Genomic DNA, 17,312 nt, shown 5'->3' on the forward strand with positions numbered 1-17,312 from the left:
CGTAACGCGTGAGCACAACCGTCACCACGGCCCAGCGACTGGTCGAATGCCTGGAACAGGAACAGGTCGAGCGCGTGTTCGGCCTGCCGGGCGAAGAGAACATGGCCGTTCTCGACGCCCTGGCCGATTCCCCCATCGAGTTCATCACCACGCGCCACGAACAGGGCGCGGCCTTCATGGCCGACGTCCATGGCCGCCTGTCCGGCCGTGCCGGGGTGTGCCTGGCGACGCTTGGTCCGGGTGCGACCAACCTGATCACCGGTGTGGCCGATGCCAACATGGATCACGCCCCGCTGGTCGCGATCGCGGGCCAGGCCAGTACCCACCGACTGCACAAGGAGTCGCACCAGGTACTTGACCTGAAGGGTCTGTTCCAGCCGATCACCAAGTACAGCTCCAGCGTGGTCGAGCCCGAGATCCTGCCGGAGATCGTCCGCAAGGCCTTCAAGTGGGCCGAGGGCGGCAAGCCCGGCGCCAGCTTCATCGAGCTGCCGGAGAACGTGGCGGCCCTGCCATGCCCCAACCCGCCGCTCCCGGTCCATGCCGGCCCCGAGGCGGTGCCGGCCGAGGCCTCGCTGGAGGCCGCGGCGAAGCTGCTCAACGAGGCCAAACATCCGCTGATCCTGGCGGGCAACGGCGTGATCCGATCGGGGGCCAGCGGTGCCCTTTCGCAGCTCGCCTCCGCGCTGAATATCCCGGTAGCCAACACCTTCATGGCCAAGGGCGTGCTGCCATTCCGCCACCCGCTGGCCCTGGGCTCGGTCGGCCTGCAAAGCCAGGATTTCGTGAATTTCGGATTTCACAAGGCCGACGTTATCGTCTGCACCGGGTACGACCTGGTGGAATATCCACCCAAGCTCTGGCACCCCACGGGGGACCGCACGCTGATCCACATCGACTCCGCGCCGGCCGAGGTCGATGGCCACTACAACGTCTCGTCCGAGGTGATCGGCGACCTGAACACCTGCCTCGCCCGCCTCACGGATCTCGTGGACCCGCGCGAGGAGACTATCCTGCGCCCGCTGCGCCAGAGTCTGATCGACGACATGAACGAGCATCGCGAGGACACCCAGTTCCCGCTGAAGCCGCAGAAGCTGATCTGGGACCTGCGCACCGCGGCCGAGCTCGACGCCGTGGTCATTACGGACGTCGGGGCGCACAAGCTCTGGATGGCACGCATGTTCCGCTGCGAGCTCCCCAACACCTGCCTGATCTCGAACGGCTTTGCCAGCATGGGCATCGCCCTGCCGGGGGCTATCGCGGCGGCGGCGCTCTACCCGGAACGCCAGGTGATCGCGGTTACCGGCGATGCCGGCTTCCTGATGAATGTGCAGGAACTGGAAACGGCCGTGCGTCTGAACCAGAGCTTTGTCGTGCTGATCTGGAACGACAATGCCTACGGCCTGATCGAGTGGAAGCAGGTGCGCGAGTACGGGCGCAAGGCCTTTGTCGATTTCGGCAACCCCGATTTTGTGCAGCTGGCGCACTCGTTTGGCGCCAGCGGCGTGCGCATCGGCCCGGACGACAGCCTGGAGGCCGCCCTGCGCGAGGCCCTCGCCACCCCCGGTGTCACCATCATCGACTGCCCGGTCGACTACAGCGAAAACCTGAAGCTGACGGAACGTTTGGGCGAATTGGTCTGTCCATTTTAGGGAGTATCCAGGCGGGCCTTCCGCCATTCTCTGGGGAACCAAGCAGTATGACGGCCGACGGCAAGCATGCCGAACCCGTTCGCGCACAGCCGGCCTCGCCGGAGGTCCGCGGACTGACCTATCAGCACGACCAGGGGGCGCAGCGCCTGCGCCTGTTGAGCTTCAATGCCCAAGTGGGCATCCCCTCGTCGCGCCTGCACCACTATCTGACCAACTCCTGGAAGCACGTCCTGCCTTACAAGGGGAGGATCGGCAACCTGGACCGCGTCGCGCGCTTCATCTCCGATTTCGACATCGTCGGCGTCCAGGAGCTGGACGGGGGCAGCCTGCGCTCGAACTTTGTCGACCTGGCCTCCTATCTGTCGGAAAAGGCCCGCTTCCCGCATACCTACAACCGAATCAATCGCAATCTCGGCCAATTCGCCAAGCACTCGCTGGCCCTGTTTTCGCGGCTGGAGCCGGAGCGGGTCGAGATGCACCGCCTGCCCGGACCGCTGCCGGGGCGCGGGGCCATCGAGGCCCGCTACGCGATGGAAAATGGCGAGGAACTGGTGCTGTTTCTGCTGCACCTCGCACTCGGCCGGCGCGCCCGCCAGGCCCAGCTGGACTACGTCGCCGAGCGGATCCAGTCGGAACGTCACGCCGTGGTGATGGGGGATCTCAACTGCCAGCAGGACAGCCTGGAGATCCTCCGCCTGGTTGCCCGTACCGGGCTCCTGGAGCCCATGAGCTGCCCGGCCACCTATCCCTCCTGGGATCCGCGGCTCGTGTTCGACCACATCCTGCTGACACCGGACCTGCATGTCAGCGACATGCGTGTGTACAACGTGGCCCTGTCCGACCACCTCCCGGTCGGTATCGAGATCGAACTCCCCGCCGCCCAGTCGCTGCACGGGACCCGCCACACCGCCTGATCCCCACTGGTGGCGTCCGCGTCGCGGACGCGGTTAAATGATCCCGGCACACCCACACTCCACAGCCCTTCCGGGAGCCCCATGTCCGCCAGCGAGATGCGCAGGACCATCATCGACCTCGAACGCCGCCTGGAGCGCGAGCAGGTCCAGCAGGATGCACTGAGGCGGGTGGCCCTGCGGGCACTGGCGGTGGTCGGTGCCCGCGTGCCGGCACTGGAGGGCGCGGTTCAGGACCTGTCCCGCGCGGTAGAAGCCAGCCCGCCCGACTCTGCCTGGATGGATCGGCTGGGTGCGCAGCTGGCCGACGCGGTTCGCAGCTCCGATCACCACGAGGACCTGGCCAGCGCTGTGCTCGAGGTCGTGCGCCGCGGACTGAACGGGTTCGATTTCCTGGATCCCGGCCTGGATGACCTGCATCGCGCCACGGAGCGGCGCGACCGCTCGGAGATCGAACGAACGCTTTCCCAGCTCTTCCTCGTCTTGCACGACAAGTGCGAGCGCGCCATGCACGAGCGCGACGAGTTGTCGGACGTCGTGGGCGAAATCTGGCATCGCCTGGAAGATGTCGACTCGGCCCTGTCAGAAGACGAGAAACGCAGCGAACGGGCACGCGACTCGGTTGCGTCCCTGCACGCCGGCATCTCGGACAACGTCCAGGCCATGAAGGGCCGCATGGACGACCTGGAGGACATCGGCACCCTGCGCCAGGAGATCAGCCGGGGCCTGGACCGCGTGGTCGAACACGTGGCGGCCTTTCGCAACCAGCAGGAAAGCGATCTGCTCGAGGCCCTGGAGCGCAACCGCCTGCTGCGGGCGAAGGGCCGTACGCTGGAGTCGCAGATCAATGCCCTGCGCAAGCGGCTGGATCAGGCGCGGGCAGAGGCCTACCGCGACAGCCTGACCGGGCTGCCCAACCGCACCGCCTTCGAGCGCTACCTTGATGGCCTGCGGGAGGAACTGGGGGCGGAGCAACCGGCCTGTCTGCTGGTCTGGGATATCGACCGTTTCAAGGCGATCAACGACGAGTACGGCCACAGTGCCGGCGACAAGGTGCTGAAGGCCGTCGCGGAGATCCTGGCCGAAGGTGTACACAGCGAGGACTTCGTCGCGCGCTACGGGGGCGAGGAATTCGTGATGATCCTCACCTCGGACCCGGATACCTGCCAGCGCCGTGCCGATTCGATCCGCGAGGCCGTCGATCGGCTGATCGTACGGGCCGGCAAGACGCGGCTGCGCGTGACCATCTCGGCAGGTATGTGCCCGATCGCAGCTGGGCAGTCCACCGAGGCCATCTTCGACGCCGCGGATCACGCCCTGCTACAAGCCAAGAAGCTCGGGCGCGATCGCGTGGAGCGGGCCGACCGCGAGCCTCAAACGTCCTGATCGCCCGGGACAATTTCCCTGATAGGAGGCCACTGTGAGTGCCGAGCCATCCCCCCAGCTGATCTTTGGCGAGGTCCTGTTCGATGTCTTTCCCAATGGACAGCGCGTCCTGGGCGGGGCGCCGTTCAATGTCGCCTGGAACCTGCATCAGCTCGGGGAGCCGGTCTGTTTCGTCGGCGGCATTGGCAACGACCCGGCGGGTGCCGAGGTGCAGGCCCGCATGGATGCGATCGGCATGGATACCCGTGGGCTCTACCGGCACCCCAAGGTCCCGACCGGCGAGGTCCGTGTCGAACTCGCCCACGGCGAACCCAGCTACACCATCGTGCCGGACCAGGCCTACGACGACGTACCCGCAGCCTGGGCCGATGGACTGCCCGCCTCCACGCCGCTGCTCTACCACGGCACCCTGGCCCTGCGCCGGGGGAATCACGACCTGCTGGCACGCCTGCGCGAACGCGCCGGGCACCGCTTCGTGGACGTGAACCTGCGCGACCCCTGGTATACCCGGGACACGACACTGGACCTGATACGGGACGCCGACGTGGTGAAGCTGAACCAGGACGAGCTGGCCACCCTGGTCCCCGGGGCTGCGGACGAAGAGGCGGAGAAGACCACCCTGCTGGCGCAGGCGGGCATCCGTCAGGCCCTGGTCGTCACCGCCGGGGCCGACGGGGCGATCATCCAGACCGTAGAGGGGGAACGCGTTGCGGCCCCCGCCCCGTCGGTACCCGAGCTGCGCGATGCGGTCGGGGCCGGCGATGCCTTTGCCAGTGTCGTCCTGCTTGGCATGCGGCAGGGCTGGGACTGGCCGACCATCCTCGAACGCGCGCTGGCCTTCGCGGCAGCCGTCTGCACCCTGCAGGGCGCCACCAGCGACGACCCCGACTTTTACCGGGACGCCCGCATCCACTGGGATTGAGCGCGGACAAGCCTGGCCACCTCGTCCGAGATGGCCGTTGGCCGAACCGCCAGCTTACGGGCGCCAGCCGAACTCGTCGGCCTTCTGGCGGGCCAGCGCCGGGATGTCGGTGGCGACGAACTTCTCGTGCAGCACCTGCACCCCGATCATGTGGTTGATCACCGCGTCCAGCTGGACCTGGGTGGCCGCCGGGGTGTTCTCGTCCTCGTGGATCTCGAACACGCGCCGCACGCCCTCCGGGTCCAGCAGGCCCGCCTCGGCCACCTTCTCCGGCGACAGATAGCGATCGGCCAGGGCCTTCATCGCCGCCCACTTGACCGGGTCCGTGTGCGCGGGCGGGGCCATGAACGCGAATTTCTCGCGCTCGTAGAGCACCTTGGGCAGCAGGCCTTTCATCGATTCGCGCAGCACGTACTTCTCGGTGCGACCCTTGATGCGCATGGTCGGCGGGAGGTGGGCGCAGAACTCGGCCAGGTGGTGGTCGAGAAACGGCGGGCGCGCCTCCATGGAGTTGGCCATGTCCATGCGATCACCACCCCAGGTCAGGATCTGCCCCTCCAGCATGGTCTTGATCCAGACGTACTGGGCCTTGTCCAGCGGGTGGCGGCCATCCAGCATGTCGTCGTCCAGGGCGTTGGCGATCGCACGGCCGGGCTGATAGCCCTGCATGCGCTCGCGGCGCTCCGGCGCCAGCAGGCCGGGCACGTGCTCGGCCGCCGCCAGCCAGGGCTGCAGACAGGATGGGGTAAAGCCCATCATCTTCGTAAACTCGGGGTCGTCGACCTCGTCCTCGGCCAGCATCGCACCCGAGAACAGCTCGTTGGACTCGTTCAGCATCTGCTGCCAGGCGGCGCGGTCGGCCTCCGGCAGGGTGTCCAGGCCGTGCAGGAACATGTCACGGCGGAAGGCCGGATAGCCGCCGAACAGCTCGTCCGAGCCCTCGCCGGTGACCACTACCTTGTAGCCCGCCTCGTTCACGTGACGGCTCATCAGCAGCTTGGCCACGCCGAGGGTGTTGTAGATGGTGCGCTCGGCGTGCCACAGGGCCTCTTCGAAGTTGTCGTAGAGGTGGTCGGCATCCAGCTTCAGGATGTCCTGGTCGGCACCGACGCTCTCGGCCATCTCGCGGGCAATCGCGGTCTCGTCGTAGTCATCGTTGTCGAAGCCGATGGTGAAGGCCTTGACCGGTGACTGCTGGCTGGCCGAGGCCAGGCCCAGGGTGATGCAGGAGTCGATGCCGCCGGAGAGGTAGCAGGCCACCGGCACGTCGGCCTCCAGGCGCAGCTGGACGGCCTCCATCAGCTGTTCGCGCACACCCTCGATCCAGTAGTTTTCGTCGGTGTTCTCCTCCGGCGGGCGCTCGGAGGCCAGCGGGAAGTCCATGTCCCAGTATTTCTCCTGGCGCACCTTGAGCTTGCCGTGGGCGCGTTCGACGATGACCATGTGGCCGGGTTTCACCTGCTGGATGCCCTCGAAGGCGGTGGTCCCCGGGACCATGGTCTGCATCAGCTGGTGGTACAGGCCGTCATCGGCAAACTGGCGCGGGACGTCGGGGTTGGCGAACAGCACCTTCAACTCGGAGCCGAACACGAAGCTGCCATTGGCCTCGGTGAAGTAAAGCGGCTTGATGCCGAATCGGTCGCGGATCAGGACCAGGCGGTCACGCTTGCGGTCATACAGCGAGATCGCGAACTCCCCGCGGAAATGCTTGATCGCATCCTCCAGCCCCTCACGCTGGTACAGGTGCATGACCATCTCGGAGTCGCTCTTGGTGCGGAACTGCACCCCGCGCGAGGTCAGGTCGGTACGGATGCGCTTGTAGTCGTACAGCTCGCCGTTGACCGCGGTCATGATCTCGCCATCGGTCAGGCAGAACGGCTGGCGGCCACGATTCTCGTCCAGATCGATGATCGACAGCCGAGCATGCGAGAACCCCACCCCGCGATCATCCTGCGTCTTGTAGCCGAAGCCGTCGGGGCCGCGGTGATACTGGATCGCGGCCATGTTGACCAGGGTCTGAGGGTCCACCTTCCGGTTGGGGTCGGCGTGAAAGATTCCGGCGATGCCACACATGGCATGTCTCCTTGGTTCGATTCCGTGGGGCGAGCGGGGCGCGCTTTACGGCGCGCCACGCCGCTCGCGGTTCAAGTTCAACGCTGGCTCAGCCTTCCGGGGTATCCATGACCGCGCTGATCCGGCGGACCACCGTGGTCAGCAGCGCCATTCGCACGAACACAGCCCCGCGGGCCTGGGCGAAGTACCAGTTGTGCGGGGTGTCGTCGAGGTCCGTGGAGAGCTCGTCACCCCGCGCCAGCGGGTGCAGGATGACCGCGCCCTTCTTGAGAGGGGAGTTGCGATCCAGCTTCAGGCCCTCGCCCATGGATTCGAACGTGTCCCCCACCCAGGCAATGGCGTTGATGTAGACGACGTCCAGTTCCGGCAGCAGCGGGTCCAGTTCGTGCGCCACGCGCAGCTTCAGGCCGGCCTCTTCCAGCTCCTCGCGCTGGCCCGGGTCAAAATTCTCGTCCTCGCGGGAGATGATTACGACCTCCTCGATGGCCTCGGGGAACAGGCTCAGCAGGCGCAGCAGCGAACGCACCGTGCGCATGCGCGAGGGCACCCCGATGATGCCGACCTTGATGCGCTCCTCCGGCGCCACCGGGCCGGTGAACAACTGCGGTCGCCACTTGGCCAGGGTGTAGACGTCGGCCAGGGCCTGGGTCGGATGCTCGTCGATCCCGTTGCCGGCGTTGACCAGCGGGATGCGCAGGTTCTCCAGCATGTTGTGCGCCGCCTCGCCATCCGAGGAGCGCAGCACGAGCACGTCGCCGTAGTTGTTGAACATCTCGGCGATGTCCGCCAGCGACTCGCCCTTGGCGATCCCGGTGCTCTTGGGGTCGGTGATCGACATTACCGCCCCGCCAAGCCGGTGCCAGGCGCTCTCGAACGACAGCCGCGTGCGAGTGGACGGCTCGTAGAACGCGCTGATCAGGATCTTGCCGGCCAGCGGCAGGTGCATCAGCGCCGGGGTGGTCTCGTACTGCGCCGCCAGACGGAACAACTGGAGGAGTTCGGCGCGCGAGAACTGCTGACTGGAGACCACATGCGCGGCCGCGAGCTTCAGCAGCGGGTCCGGGTCTTCCTCCACGGCCTCGAGGAGCGCCTTCGGGCGGTCGGTGCCGGCGGCGCCGTCTTTCGGGTGGAGCACGTGCAGGGGATCTTCGGTGTAGTTCACCAGAGGCATCCTTTTTTCCAGTCGCGAATGAACAGGGCCAGCAGCAGGATCGGGGTCAGGGTGGCGACCAGCGTGGCAACCACCACGATCACGGACAAGGCGGTAGACGAGATCATCATGCGCTCCGGACCTCCTCGGCCGCGGCGTCGCGGGACAGGCGATCCCAGTCAAACGGCCGCGGCGCCAGCCAGGTACTCAGCACCATCACGGCCAGGGAGACGGCCGCGCCCACCAGTGCCGCGACATAGAAGCCGATCAGGAAATAGCTGGCCAGCCCAATGCCCGACCCCAATATCATCGACCAGGCCGCGCCCTGAGGGTTCGCTCGCCGCCAGTACAGCCCGGCGACGATCGGCCAGATCGCCGAGGCCACGAAGGCCCCCGTAAAGTACAGCAGCTCGGCCAGCGAGCCGATGATCGGCAGCGAGCCGCGATAGCTCGCGGCCAGCCAGGTCAGCAGCCCCAGCAGCACCACGATCACCTTGGTCGCGCGGAACTGGTTCTGCTCGCTGGCCTGCGGACGGATATGGCCGCGGTAGATATCACGGGTGACCAGGTCCGAGGTGGCCGCCAGCAGCGAGTCGAGGCTTGAGGCCAGTGCGGCGAAGACAACGATGAAGACCACGATCGCGCCGGTCAGCCCAAGCACCTCGGCCGCGACCAGCGGCCCGACCATGTCCGCCGCAGGCACGTTGATGCCCAGCGCTGGCGTGGCCAGGGCGATGAAGCCGGCGACGATCGGGATCGGCAGCCACAGCAGCCCGCCCAGCAGGTAGGCGCGGAAGCCGACGTTGCGGCCAAAGGCAAACGCGCGCGACCACCAGACATTGGAATGGAAGATCTCGCCGACCCCGAACAGCAGGTTGTTGAACAGGAACATGATCGCGGCCGGGAACAGCAGGCTCAGCAGTTCCGGGCGCTCTTCCATCAGGTTGAAGTGGATCGCCTCGAATCCAACCTTGTCGATGGTCAGCCAGGCAATGAACGCCGCGCCCGCGATGATGATGATGGTCTGGATGAAGTCGGTACCGATGACCGCGCGCAGACCGCCCAGCAGGGTGTAGATCACGCAGACCGTGAGGATCACGGTCATCCCCACGCGGTAGTCGATCCCGGCCAGGGCATTGATCAGCACCCCGCCGGCCATGGCCATCGAGACCAGCCAGCCGAAGGCGTAGATCAGCGAGACCACCAGGAACACGCGCCAGGTGAAGGTGCCGAAGCGCAGACGGATGAAGTCCCCGGAGGTGAAGCCGCGCGGCATCAGCTCGCGGATGCGTCGCGCCAGCGGCGCGAACAGGATCAGGCCCAGCGCCCCCAGCGAATACCCGAGCATGCCCCAGACACCGAGCTGCAGCGCCAGCTGGGGGGCGGTCATCGTGGTGTTGGCCGTCACCCAGGTGGCCATCGCGGTCGCGGTAGCCAGCGCCAGCCCCACGTTGCGACCGGCCAGCATGTGGTCCTCGGCGGTCTTGTTGTGACGACCCAGCCACCAGCCGAGCACCACCCAGAGGATGCTGAACGCGATCAGCAGCCCCCAGGCGATCGAACTCGGGAGGATCGGGTCGTCGAGGCCGGTCACGAGGCCTCCTTCACCTTCTTGATCTCGCGGATCGCCTCGTCGGTGGTCATCACGCGGGCGTAGCGATCCTTGATGGTGGTGATCGTCGCCTTCTGCATCTCCGGGGTCACCGTCGCGGTGGCGTCGTCCATCAGCGTGACATAGAAGCCCAGGTCACAGGCATCTCGCACGGCCGTGGATACGCACTCGTTGGAGTACACACCCACAATGAAGAGCGCCGAGATGTTCAGGTTGCGCAGGATGTAGTGCAGGTTGGTCGAGTTGAAGACCCCGCTGGCCGTCTTGTCGAGGACGATCTCGTCGCCCACCGGTGCCACCTGCTCGACGAACTCCGCGTCCTTGGAACCGGGCGCGGCATGCAGCCCCAGGCGCTTGTGCCCCGGGCTGCGGTCGCGGCCGTCGTGGGTCAGCGAGCGGATGCGCGTGTGGATCACCTCCAGTCCCTGCTCGCGGAACGCATCCTGCAGCCGGCGCACGTTCGGCAGCACCGTCTGCTCCAGGCGGTTGAAGTAGTACTCCTGCGCCTCGGGCGGCACGCCCGACTGCACCGAGTCGGCGAACACGCCATGACCGCGCGCGGCGTCCAGGTACTGCAGGTCGATGCACAGCAGGGCGACGTGATGCTCGCGCAGCTCCTGACGCAGAACCGGCGTCGTGATCAGGCTCTCCTGGTACTGCTCGCGCAGCGGATCCAGGGAGTCGTAGTCGGTCAGCTGGGAGACGTTGTCGTTATTGGCCATGCCGGGCGGTCCTTGGGTCGCGGTGATCGGGGATGCTCACGAACGGGCGGCCAGGGCCAGGGCGCTTTGCAGCGTCAGGTTGGCGCCGGTCTCGATGTCCTCCCAGTTTGTCCATTCCGCCGCGGAATGGCTACGCCCCTGCAGGCTCGGCACGAAGATCATGCCGGTACGCGTGATCGCGCTCATGCTCTGGGTGTCGTGCGCGGCCCCGCTGGGCATGGTCAGGTACTCCAGACCCATGCGTTCGGCGGTCGCCTCGATGGTCTGCACGATGCCCGTATCACAGCGGACCGGATCGATCTCGGAGAGCACGTCGAACTCGAACATCAGGTCGCGTCGACGCGCGAGGCTGGACAGCGTGCGACGGGCCGCATGGGCCAGCGCGGTCAGGACCTTCTCGTCGGTATCGCGCACCTCGAAGGAGAAGGTCGCCATGCCCGGCACGGTGTTGGCCGCACCCGGCGAGAGCTCCACGCGGCCGATGGTCGCGCGCGAGTTCGGGCTGCCGTGCTCCTCCAGCAGGCGATTGATCTCGCCACCGAATTCGGCCAGCCCCTGAAAGGCGTCGATGCGCATGTCCATCGGCGTGGTGCCCGCATGGTTCGGCTGCCCCTTCAGGCGCACCTCCCACTTGAACAACCCGGTGATGGCCTCGACCACACCCACGCTCAGGCCGCGGCGGTCCAGCACCGGGCCCTGTTCGATGTGGGTCTCGATGAAGGCATGCAGGGTGTGCGGGTCGCGCCGCGCGCTCAGGGCGTCGTCGGCATTCAGGCCCCAGTTGGCCATCGCCTCGACCAGGGTGATGCCCTCCAGGTCCCGGGCATGACTGATGCTCTCCGGGGTCAGCTTGCCGGCCATCGCCTGCGAGCCGAACATGCCGCCGAACCGGCCCTCCTCGTCGGTGAAGTCGATCACCTCCAGCGGATACTGCAGGTCGACCTCCTGTTCCTTGGCCGTGCGCAGCACCTCCAGCCCGATCAGGACGCCCAGGGCACCATCCAGCGGGCCGCCGCCGGGGACGGTATCGAGATGCGAACCCATCGCGACCACCGGGCGCTTGCCGTCGTAGTCCAGTCGACCATGCAGGTTGGCGGCACCGTCCTGCCAGACGTCGAGGCCCGCGGCCTCCAGGCGGCCGCGAAACCACTCGCGCCCGGCGCGGTCGCCCTCGCTGAACGCACGGCGGTGCAGGCCACGGTCGGCGTCGCGTCCGATCTGCCCCAGCTCGGTAATGTCCTGCTGCAGGCGCTGCATGTTGATCTTGAGTTCGTGCATCGTGTTCTCCGGTGGGGCCACCGGCCCCGGTCGCGGTTCACGCGGATCGACGGGGCGGGGCGAGTGAATTCAGTCGCGCGGGCGGCCGCGCAGGATGGCCACGATCAGGACCAGAAAGACGACGCCCCCCAGCGCGAAAAAGCCGAACGCACGGGCCAGGCTGTGGTGCGCTACCTCGACCCGGGCCTCGTCGGCCCAGTCGTCCGCGCCATCGGCCCGCAGGCGAAAGCGATATTCGCCGTCCGGGAGACCGCTGATCACGCTGCTGGTGTCGCCGCCGCGGTAGATCACACGGGCGTCGTCGAAATCCGGACCGCTCGCCTGTTCGAGTTCGACGGGCCCCTCGGCGTTCCATTCGAGGGTTAGACCACCATCACGGGAGTCCGCGGGCGGGTCGTCAAAACGAGGCTCGGCCAGTGCAACCAGCGGCAGCAGCAGAAGCAGCAGGCTCGCGGGCAGGAGGGAGCGCATGGCGCGTTTCCTGACGGCCACGCCGATCAGGTTTTCACCTCGAACGGCTGCAGACCGGCACGCGGCTCGGTGGTGTTCATCGCATCGACCAGCAGGGTCAGCCCCTGATCCAGCTCCGCCAGGCGCTCGGGCGGGAGGGCGTGCAACGCGCGGTTCAACTCGCCCTGGGGGGCCGCCGGGGCGTCGGACAGGAGCGCCTCCCCCTTGGGCGTGACATACAGGCGCACGATGCGTTGGTCCTTCTCCGGGCGGCGGCGCTCGACCAGCCCGCTGTATTCCAGCTTGTCCAGCAGGTTCGAGGTGGTCGAGGCATGCACCGACAGCCGGCGCGAGAGGTCGCTGACATTCAGCCCGGGCGTACGCTGCAGCTCCCACAGGGCCCACAGCTGCGAGGCACTGATCCCACAGGCGCGCTCCACTGCCCGCGAGTGCCCCTGCAGGGCGCGAATGATCACGCGCAGCTGACGGATCACGGAACGCGGCAGATCCGGTTCCCCTTCCGTCGCGGGGCGTTGAGGTTCGTTCTGGGCAGAAACAGCTGACATCACAGTCGGGCTCAGTGTGGCTATTGCCATATAGTTTTGTACAAAAATACTATTAGCGCAAGTCTGGGCTACTCAATCATTGGACAAGACCTGTACATGCGTCTATCTAGGGGAGGGGCCACGGAAATGGTCCGTTTGGCCAGGTACGGCGATCTATTCCTTGCCGGCAATGCCAGAATGAGGACCGCACTCGCGGTCAGATCTTGGGAGCGACCACTACAGGGGACAGGGACAGGCAGGTCGGCATCGGAAGGGTTTGACCGAACCCGCACGGCCCACGAAAAGGGCCATCAATCAGAGGGGTGAAAATGCTGCACACCAACCTTCTCGCGGCGGGACTGGGTCAGTTGTCTCCTCAGGATGCGTGACCTCCCTGACAGACCTTTTCGGGAGGAGTACAGCATGGACAAGTACACGTTGAACCGGCCCCTGGGGCTCGGGCTGTCCGGAGCCATCGTGCTCGCCTTGACCCTTGGCCCGCAGTCCGCGGCCGCGGAGTACGAAGGCATCCAGGTGGGGAATCTGACCATCGGGGGTGCGCTGAGGGCCAACTACATCCTGGGTGACTATCCCGACGGCGATCGACGCGAATGGGGCAAGGGTGGCGATTTCACTCTGGACACCGCCCGCATCAATCTCGATTACGAAAACGGGCCGTGGCTCGGCAAGTTCGAGTACCGCTGGTACGAGGGCTATAACATGCTGCATACCGGCTGGGCAGGCTATCGCTTCGACAACGAGAGCCAGCTCGAGGTCGGCGTGACGCGCGCGCCGTTCGGCCCGGGACCGTACGGTGTCTCCCAGAGCTGGTTCTTCGACCAGCACTATTACCTCGGCCTGTCGGACAACATGAACCTCGGTGCCAAATACACGATGCCGATGGGCGACTGGACCTGGGATTTTGCTTATTTCTATTCCGATGCCGGGTCCTACTCGGGTGACACCGAGGACAGCGCTCGCTACTCCTACGACGTCGTCAACGAGACCGGGGATGGCTTTGAGGAACGCAACCAGGTGAATGTCCGCGGGATCTACAGCATCCCGGATACCGATCACGAGGTGGGCTTCTCGGCGCAGTACGGAGAGCTGCGCAGCCGCGGGCCTCAGGATGACGGGGACCACTTCGCGGTGTCCGGTCACATGGTCAACAGCTGGGGCAACTGGACACTGGCCAGTCAGTTGACCTACTACAAGATGGATGTGGACGAGCACACGCTGCTCGACGGCAGCGTCACGGATCGCCGGATCGATATGGGTGCTTACGACTTCCCGAACACCGTGGCCACTGAGGGCTGGATCCCGGCCGTATCACTCAGCTACTACCACGAGACCCCGAATATCGGCTGGCTCGACTACGTTATCCCCTATGCGGAATTCAGCTCAGTGGTGAAAAGCGAGAGCGACTTCAACAACAGCGACCTTCTGGTGCTGGGGGCCGCCTGGGGCCGAGGCAACTGGTACATCTATACGGATCTCGCCTACTCCAACGGCAACGAGTTCGTCGGTGGCAACCGTCGCGGCGACAATCCGTTCGGTGACCGTCTCGGTGCCAACGAAGATGACAACTGGGAAGCCCGCTTCAATATCAACTTCGGGTACTACTTCTGACCCAGCCCCCGGGAAACGGGGTCCATGCGGATGCCGTTCCCCGGGCCCACGAAAGCTAGAGACATTCACGAAGCCGGGACCACCCGCCGCCGTCAATACATTGACCGGCTGAACTCGGCATCCCGGACCGGAGTTCCAAGGAGGAGACCGTGAGCGACAACGCACAAGACCCGAAACGGGCGATCGAGGAGCTCGAGGCCCGTTACGAGACCGATCACGAGATCGGGGAACAGAACATCAACCCGCTGGGGCTGGATCTGCACAACCCGGTATTCGTCGTCAGCGCCCTGCTGATCCTCCTGTTCGTGATCCTGTCCCTGCTGTTCCCGGAACAGGCCGACGAGAGTCTGGGCGCCACGCGCGCCTGGATCGGCGAGACCTTTGACTGGTTGTTCCTGTCGGCCGGCAACCTGTTCGTGCTGTTCTGTCTGGCCCTGATCCTGCTGCCGGTGGGGAGCATCCGGATCGGCGGCCAGGATGCGAAGCCGGACTTCAGTGTGCTGTCGTGGTTTTCGATGCTTTTCGCCGCCGGCATGGGCATCGGCCTGATGTTCTGGGCCGTAGCCGAACCGGTAGGCTATTTCACCGAGTGGTTCGGAACACCTTTGGGCATCGAGGGCGGCACCGAGGAATCGAAGCACGCCGCGCTCGGTGCAACGATGTACCACTGGGGACTGCACCCATGGGCGATCTATGCCGTGGTGGGTCTGGCGCTGGCGTTCTTTGCCTTCAACAAGGGCCTGCCACTAACCATCCGCTCCGCGTTCTACCCGATCTTCGGCGAGCGGATCTGGGGCCCGATCGGGCATGTGATCGACACCCTGGCCGTACTGGCCACGCTGTTCGGCCTGGCCACCTCCCTGGGTCTCGGGGCACAGCAGGCGGCATCGGGACTGGAGTCGGTGTTCGGCATCGAGGCCGGGCTGAACACCCAGGTGGCGATCATCATCGGCGTTACCGTCATTGCCCTGTTGTCGATCATGCGTGGCATCCATGGCGGGGTACGCGTGCTCAGCAACATCAACCTGACACTGGCCGCCATCCTGCTGCTGTTCGTGGCCCTGTTCGGCGGCTTTATCGCCTTCCTCTCCAATACCGGCATTACGCTCAGCGCCTACGCCCAGTACATGTGGCCGCTCAGCAACCCGGTGGGCCGTGATGACCAGACCTTCTACCACGAGTGGACGATCTTCTTCTGGGCCTGGTGGATCTCCTGGTCGCCGTTTGTCGGCATGTTCATCGCGCGGGTCTCGCGCGGGCGCACGGTGCGCCAGTTCGTGACCGCAGTGCTGCTGGTACCGACGGCCGTTACCGTGATCTGGATGAGTGCCTTTGGCGGGACCGGCCTGGATCAGGCCCGCGACGGGATCGGCGCGCTGGCCGACGGCATCAGCGACTCCTCGCTGGCGCTGTTCCAGATGCTGGAGCACCTGCCGCTGACCACGATCACCTCACTGCTGGCGATCACCCTGGTGCTGGTCTTCTTCATCACCTCGTCGGACTCCGGCTCGCTGGTGATCGACTCGATCACCTCCGGCGGCAAGACCGACGCCCCGCAGTCCCAGCGCCTGTTCTGGGCCACGGTCGAAGGCGTGATCGCGGGCGTCTTGCTCGCGGTGGGCGGCGCGGCCGCGCTGCAGGCCCTGCAGGCCGGTGCCGTCAGCACCGGGCTGCCCTTCGTGATCGTGCTTCTGTTCATGTGCGTCAGCCTGATGATGGGGCTGTTCCACGAACTCAAACTGATCCGCCTGAAGGAGGCGACCGGATAGGCCGCCAGAACTCCACCCTTGAGGCCAGCACGGGGTCATGCCCCGTGCAATGCCGAGCCAGACTCTCTCGGTACTGGAGAAACAGGAAACCCCGCCGGGGCGTAGTCCGGCGGGGTTTTTTGCTCAGCCGTGCCCCGCTCTCCCGGGATCCGGGACACGGGCTGGGGCCACGATCTAAAAGTCGTAGCGCATGCCAAGCGAAAAGGCCGTGGCGTTTTCGCCCATCGCGCCACCCGGGCCGGAACTGCGCGCCGCACCCCATGGGGTCAGAGCCGAGGCATCGTCATTGTCGACCATGGCAATGTTGCCGTAGAAGCGCAGGTCGCTGTCGATACGATATTCCAGGCCAAGGGCGTACATCGTGGCATCGGCATCGTCCAGGTCGGAATCCAGCTGGAAGACGTGGCCGTTCAGGTACATGCTCGGGCTCAGACGGAGCTGGCCGCCCAGTCCGTACACGTCCGCCTCGTCACCATTGACCGTCTCCGAATTCTGGTAGAGGCCGCCGATGCGGAAGGCCTCTGTGATGCGGTAGCCAATGGCCAGGCGCCAGGCATCCGGGTTCACGTCACCGTCTTCCTGCTTTTCGTAGGCCAGCGCGCCAGTCAGGTCGCCCAGGCTAAGGTTCAGCGAGGTCGAGTAGGCCTTGTTGTCAGCACCGTCCACCGTCGTGGCGCCATCAGTTTCGTTCGAATACTGGATGTTCCAGGTCAGGCCGCCAAAGCTCGGAGTCTGGTAGTGGATGCTGTTGTTGAAGCGCTCGTCGAAGCGCCCGGTCTGGGCGGCGGAGCGCGCGAGATTACGCAGATCGCCAACCTGATCACCGAAGAAGTTGGCGGGACCACGCGCCCGCTTGAAGGGGGTATCGAACTTGCCGACGCGCAACATGCCCCAAGCGTCGCCGCGCAGCCCGACGAAGGTGTCGCGTGTGGCAAAGCTCAATTCATTGTCTGCCGCGGTGTCGAAGTCCACCTGCTGTTCGATCTGGAACATCCCGATCAGTTGTTCGCGGAATTCGCGCTCGCCGCGGAAGCCCAGGCGGCTGGAGTTACTCGAAACGTTGAATTCATTGTAGTCGGCGCCGTCATCGAGAACATCCGCGGAAACGTGGGCGCGGCCGTACAGAGTCCAGTCGGCCGTCGCCAGGGCCGGAACGACCAGACCAGCCGCAATCAGGCTGGTCAGCAAGTACTTGCGATTCATGGGTTTCTCC

Annotated in this window: 15 protein-coding genes; 6 read left to right on the forward strand and 9 right to left on the reverse strand. The window is 65.7% G+C overall.

All coding sequences use genetic code 11. The features are described 5' to 3' along the window. The first annotated feature begins 8 nt into the window (after positions 1 to 8). The 4 genes from F579_RS0108930 to F579_RS0108945 all read left to right on the forward strand — a co-directional run bounded on the left by F579_RS0108930 (position 9) and on the right by F579_RS0108945 (position 4,871). Positions 9 to 1,652, forward strand: a complete 1,644-nt coding sequence (locus F579_RS0108930; protein ID WP_019023523.1) for an acetolactate synthase large subunit — start codon at positions 9 to 11, stop codon at positions 1,650 to 1,652. Positions 1,653 to 1,699: 47 nt separating this feature from the next. Next, entirely contained in the window at positions 1,700 to 2,566 is an 867-nt protein-coding gene (locus tag F579_RS0108935) for an endonuclease/exonuclease/phosphatase family protein (protein ID WP_019023522.1), read from the forward strand. 81 nt (positions 2,567 to 2,647) lie between these two features. Next, entirely contained in the window at positions 2,648 to 3,949 is a 1,302-nt protein-coding gene (locus tag F579_RS0108940) for a diguanylate cyclase (protein WP_019023521.1), read from the forward strand. 34 nt (positions 3,950 to 3,983) lie between these two features. After that, positions 3,984 to 4,871 carry a carbohydrate kinase gene (locus F579_RS0108945; protein ID WP_019023520.1) on the forward strand — a complete coding sequence of 296 codons (888 nt, stop codon included), beginning with the start codon at positions 3,984 to 3,986 and terminating at the stop codon, positions 4,869 to 4,871. Positions 4,872 to 4,925: 54 nt separating this feature from the next. Here the strand turns inward: F579_RS0108945 and asnB are convergent, their stop codons facing one another. The 8 genes from asnB to F579_RS0108985 form a co-directional block, all read right to left on the reverse strand. Beyond that, positions 4,926 to 6,944 carry an asparagine synthase (glutamine-hydrolyzing) gene (gene asnB / locus F579_RS0108950; RefSeq protein ID WP_019023519.1) on the reverse strand — a complete coding sequence of 673 codons (2,019 nt, stop codon included), beginning with the start codon at positions 6,942 to 6,944 and terminating at the stop codon, positions 4,926 to 4,928. Positions 6,945 to 7,032: 88 nt separating this feature from the next. Beyond that, positions 7,033 to 8,115: an aspartate carbamoyltransferase gene (locus tag F579_RS0108955; protein ID WP_019023518.1), complete on the reverse strand. Its 1,083-nt coding sequence runs from the start codon at positions 8,113 to 8,115 to the stop codon at positions 7,033 to 7,035. After that, positions 8,103 to 8,225, reverse strand: a complete 123-nt coding sequence (locus F579_RS15455) for a hypothetical protein (RefSeq protein WP_012981446.1) — start codon at positions 8,223 to 8,225, stop codon at positions 8,103 to 8,105. The genes F579_RS0108955 and F579_RS15455 overlap by 13 nt, the downstream gene beginning before the upstream one ends. Further along, positions 8,222 to 9,688: a sodium:solute symporter family protein gene (locus tag F579_RS0108965; RefSeq protein WP_019023517.1), complete on the reverse strand. Its 1,467-nt coding sequence runs from the start codon at positions 9,686 to 9,688 to the stop codon at positions 8,222 to 8,224. Before F579_RS0108965 ends, F579_RS15455 begins: the two co-directional genes overlap by 4 nt. After that, positions 9,685 to 10,428 (reverse strand): cysteine hydrolase family protein, encoded by a 744-nt coding sequence (locus F579_RS0108970; RefSeq protein WP_017925589.1) that lies wholly within the window; start codon positions 10,426 to 10,428, stop codon positions 9,685 to 9,687. The genes F579_RS0108965 and F579_RS0108970 overlap by 4 nt, the downstream gene beginning before the upstream one ends. Before the next feature lie 36 nt (positions 10,429 to 10,464). After that, positions 10,465 to 11,706, reverse strand: coding sequence for a Zn-dependent hydrolase (locus tag F579_RS0108975; protein ID WP_017925588.1), 1,242 nt, complete (start codon positions 11,704 to 11,706; stop codon positions 10,465 to 10,467). Between the two features lie 69 nt (positions 11,707 to 11,775). Further along, positions 11,776 to 12,177 (reverse strand): hypothetical protein, encoded by a 402-nt coding sequence (locus F579_RS0108980; protein ID WP_017925587.1) that lies wholly within the window; start codon positions 12,175 to 12,177, stop codon positions 11,776 to 11,778. Positions 12,178 to 12,203: 26 nt separating this feature from the next. Then, a complete protein-coding gene (locus tag F579_RS0108985; RefSeq protein WP_038029692.1) occupies positions 12,204 to 12,722 on the reverse strand; it encodes a MarR family winged helix-turn-helix transcriptional regulator in 519 nt (172 codons plus the stop codon). A gap of 402 nt (positions 12,723 to 13,124) precedes the next feature. Here F579_RS0108985 and F579_RS0108990 point away from each other — a divergent pair, with 402 nt between their 5' ends. Both F579_RS0108990 and F579_RS0108995 read left to right on the forward strand, forming a co-directional pair. Further along, positions 13,125 to 14,330, forward strand: a complete 1,206-nt coding sequence (locus F579_RS0108990; protein WP_019023516.1) for a hypothetical protein — start codon at positions 13,125 to 13,127, stop codon at positions 14,328 to 14,330. Between the two features lie 149 nt (positions 14,331 to 14,479). Continuing rightward, positions 14,480 to 16,099 carry a BCCT family transporter gene (locus F579_RS0108995; RefSeq protein WP_019023515.1) on the forward strand — a complete coding sequence of 540 codons (1,620 nt, stop codon included), beginning with the start codon at positions 14,480 to 14,482 and terminating at the stop codon, positions 16,097 to 16,099. 174 nt (positions 16,100 to 16,273) lie between these two features. Here the strand turns inward: F579_RS0108995 and F579_RS0109000 are convergent, their stop codons facing one another. After that, on the reverse strand, positions 16,274 to 17,302 hold the full coding sequence (locus F579_RS0109000; protein WP_019023514.1) for a porin: 1,029 nt from the start codon (positions 17,300 to 17,302) through the stop codon (positions 16,274 to 16,276). Positions 17,303 to 17,312 lie beyond the last annotated feature (10 nt).

It is taken from the genome of Thioalkalivibrio sp. ALJ21, assembly GCF_000378605.1.
GTDB lineage: Bacteria > Pseudomonadota > Gammaproteobacteria > Ectothiorhodospirales > Ectothiorhodospiraceae > Thioalkalivibrio.

What these genes read in the sequence shown, in the direction of transcription:
- F579_RS0108970 (WP_017925589.1), bottom strand. Translation starts at nt 10,428, where the DNA reads ATGGCCAATAACGACAACGTCTCCCAGCTGACCGACTACGACTCCCTG.
- F579_RS0108935 (WP_019023522.1), top strand. Translation starts at nt 1,700, where the DNA reads ATGACGGCCGACGGCAAGCATGCCGAACCCGTTCGCGCACAGCCGGCC.
- F579_RS0109000 (WP_019023514.1), bottom strand. Translation starts at nt 17,302, where the DNA reads ATGAATCGCAAGTACTTGCTGACCAGCCTGATTGCGGCTGGTCTGGTC.
- F579_RS0108980 (WP_017925587.1), bottom strand. Translation starts at nt 12,177, where the DNA reads ATGCGCTCCCTCCTGCCCGCGAGCCTGCTGCTTCTGCTGCTGCCGCTG.
- F579_RS0108990 (WP_019023516.1), top strand. Translation starts at nt 13,125, where the DNA reads ATGGACAAGTACACGTTGAACCGGCCCCTGGGGCTCGGGCTGTCCGGA.
- F579_RS15455 (WP_012981446.1), bottom strand. Translation starts at nt 8,225, where the DNA reads ATGATGATCTCGTCTACCGCCTTGTCCGTGATCGTGGTGGTTGCCACG.
- F579_RS0108940 (WP_019023521.1), top strand. Translation starts at nt 2,648, where the DNA reads ATGTCCGCCAGCGAGATGCGCAGGACCATCATCGACCTCGAACGCCGC.
- F579_RS0108955 (WP_019023518.1), bottom strand. Translation starts at nt 8,115, where the DNA reads ATGCCTCTGGTGAACTACACCGAAGATCCCCTGCACGTGCTCCACCCG.
- F579_RS0108975 (WP_017925588.1), bottom strand. Translation starts at nt 11,706, where the DNA reads ATGCACGAACTCAAGATCAACATGCAGCGCCTGCAGCAGGACATTACC.
- F579_RS0108985 (WP_038029692.1), bottom strand. Translation starts at nt 12,722, where the DNA reads ATGTCAGCTGTTTCTGCCCAGAACGAACCTCAACGCCCCGCGACGGAA.
- asnB (WP_019023519.1), bottom strand. Translation starts at nt 6,944, where the DNA reads ATGTGTGGCATCGCCGGAATCTTTCACGCCGACCCCAACCGGAAGGTG.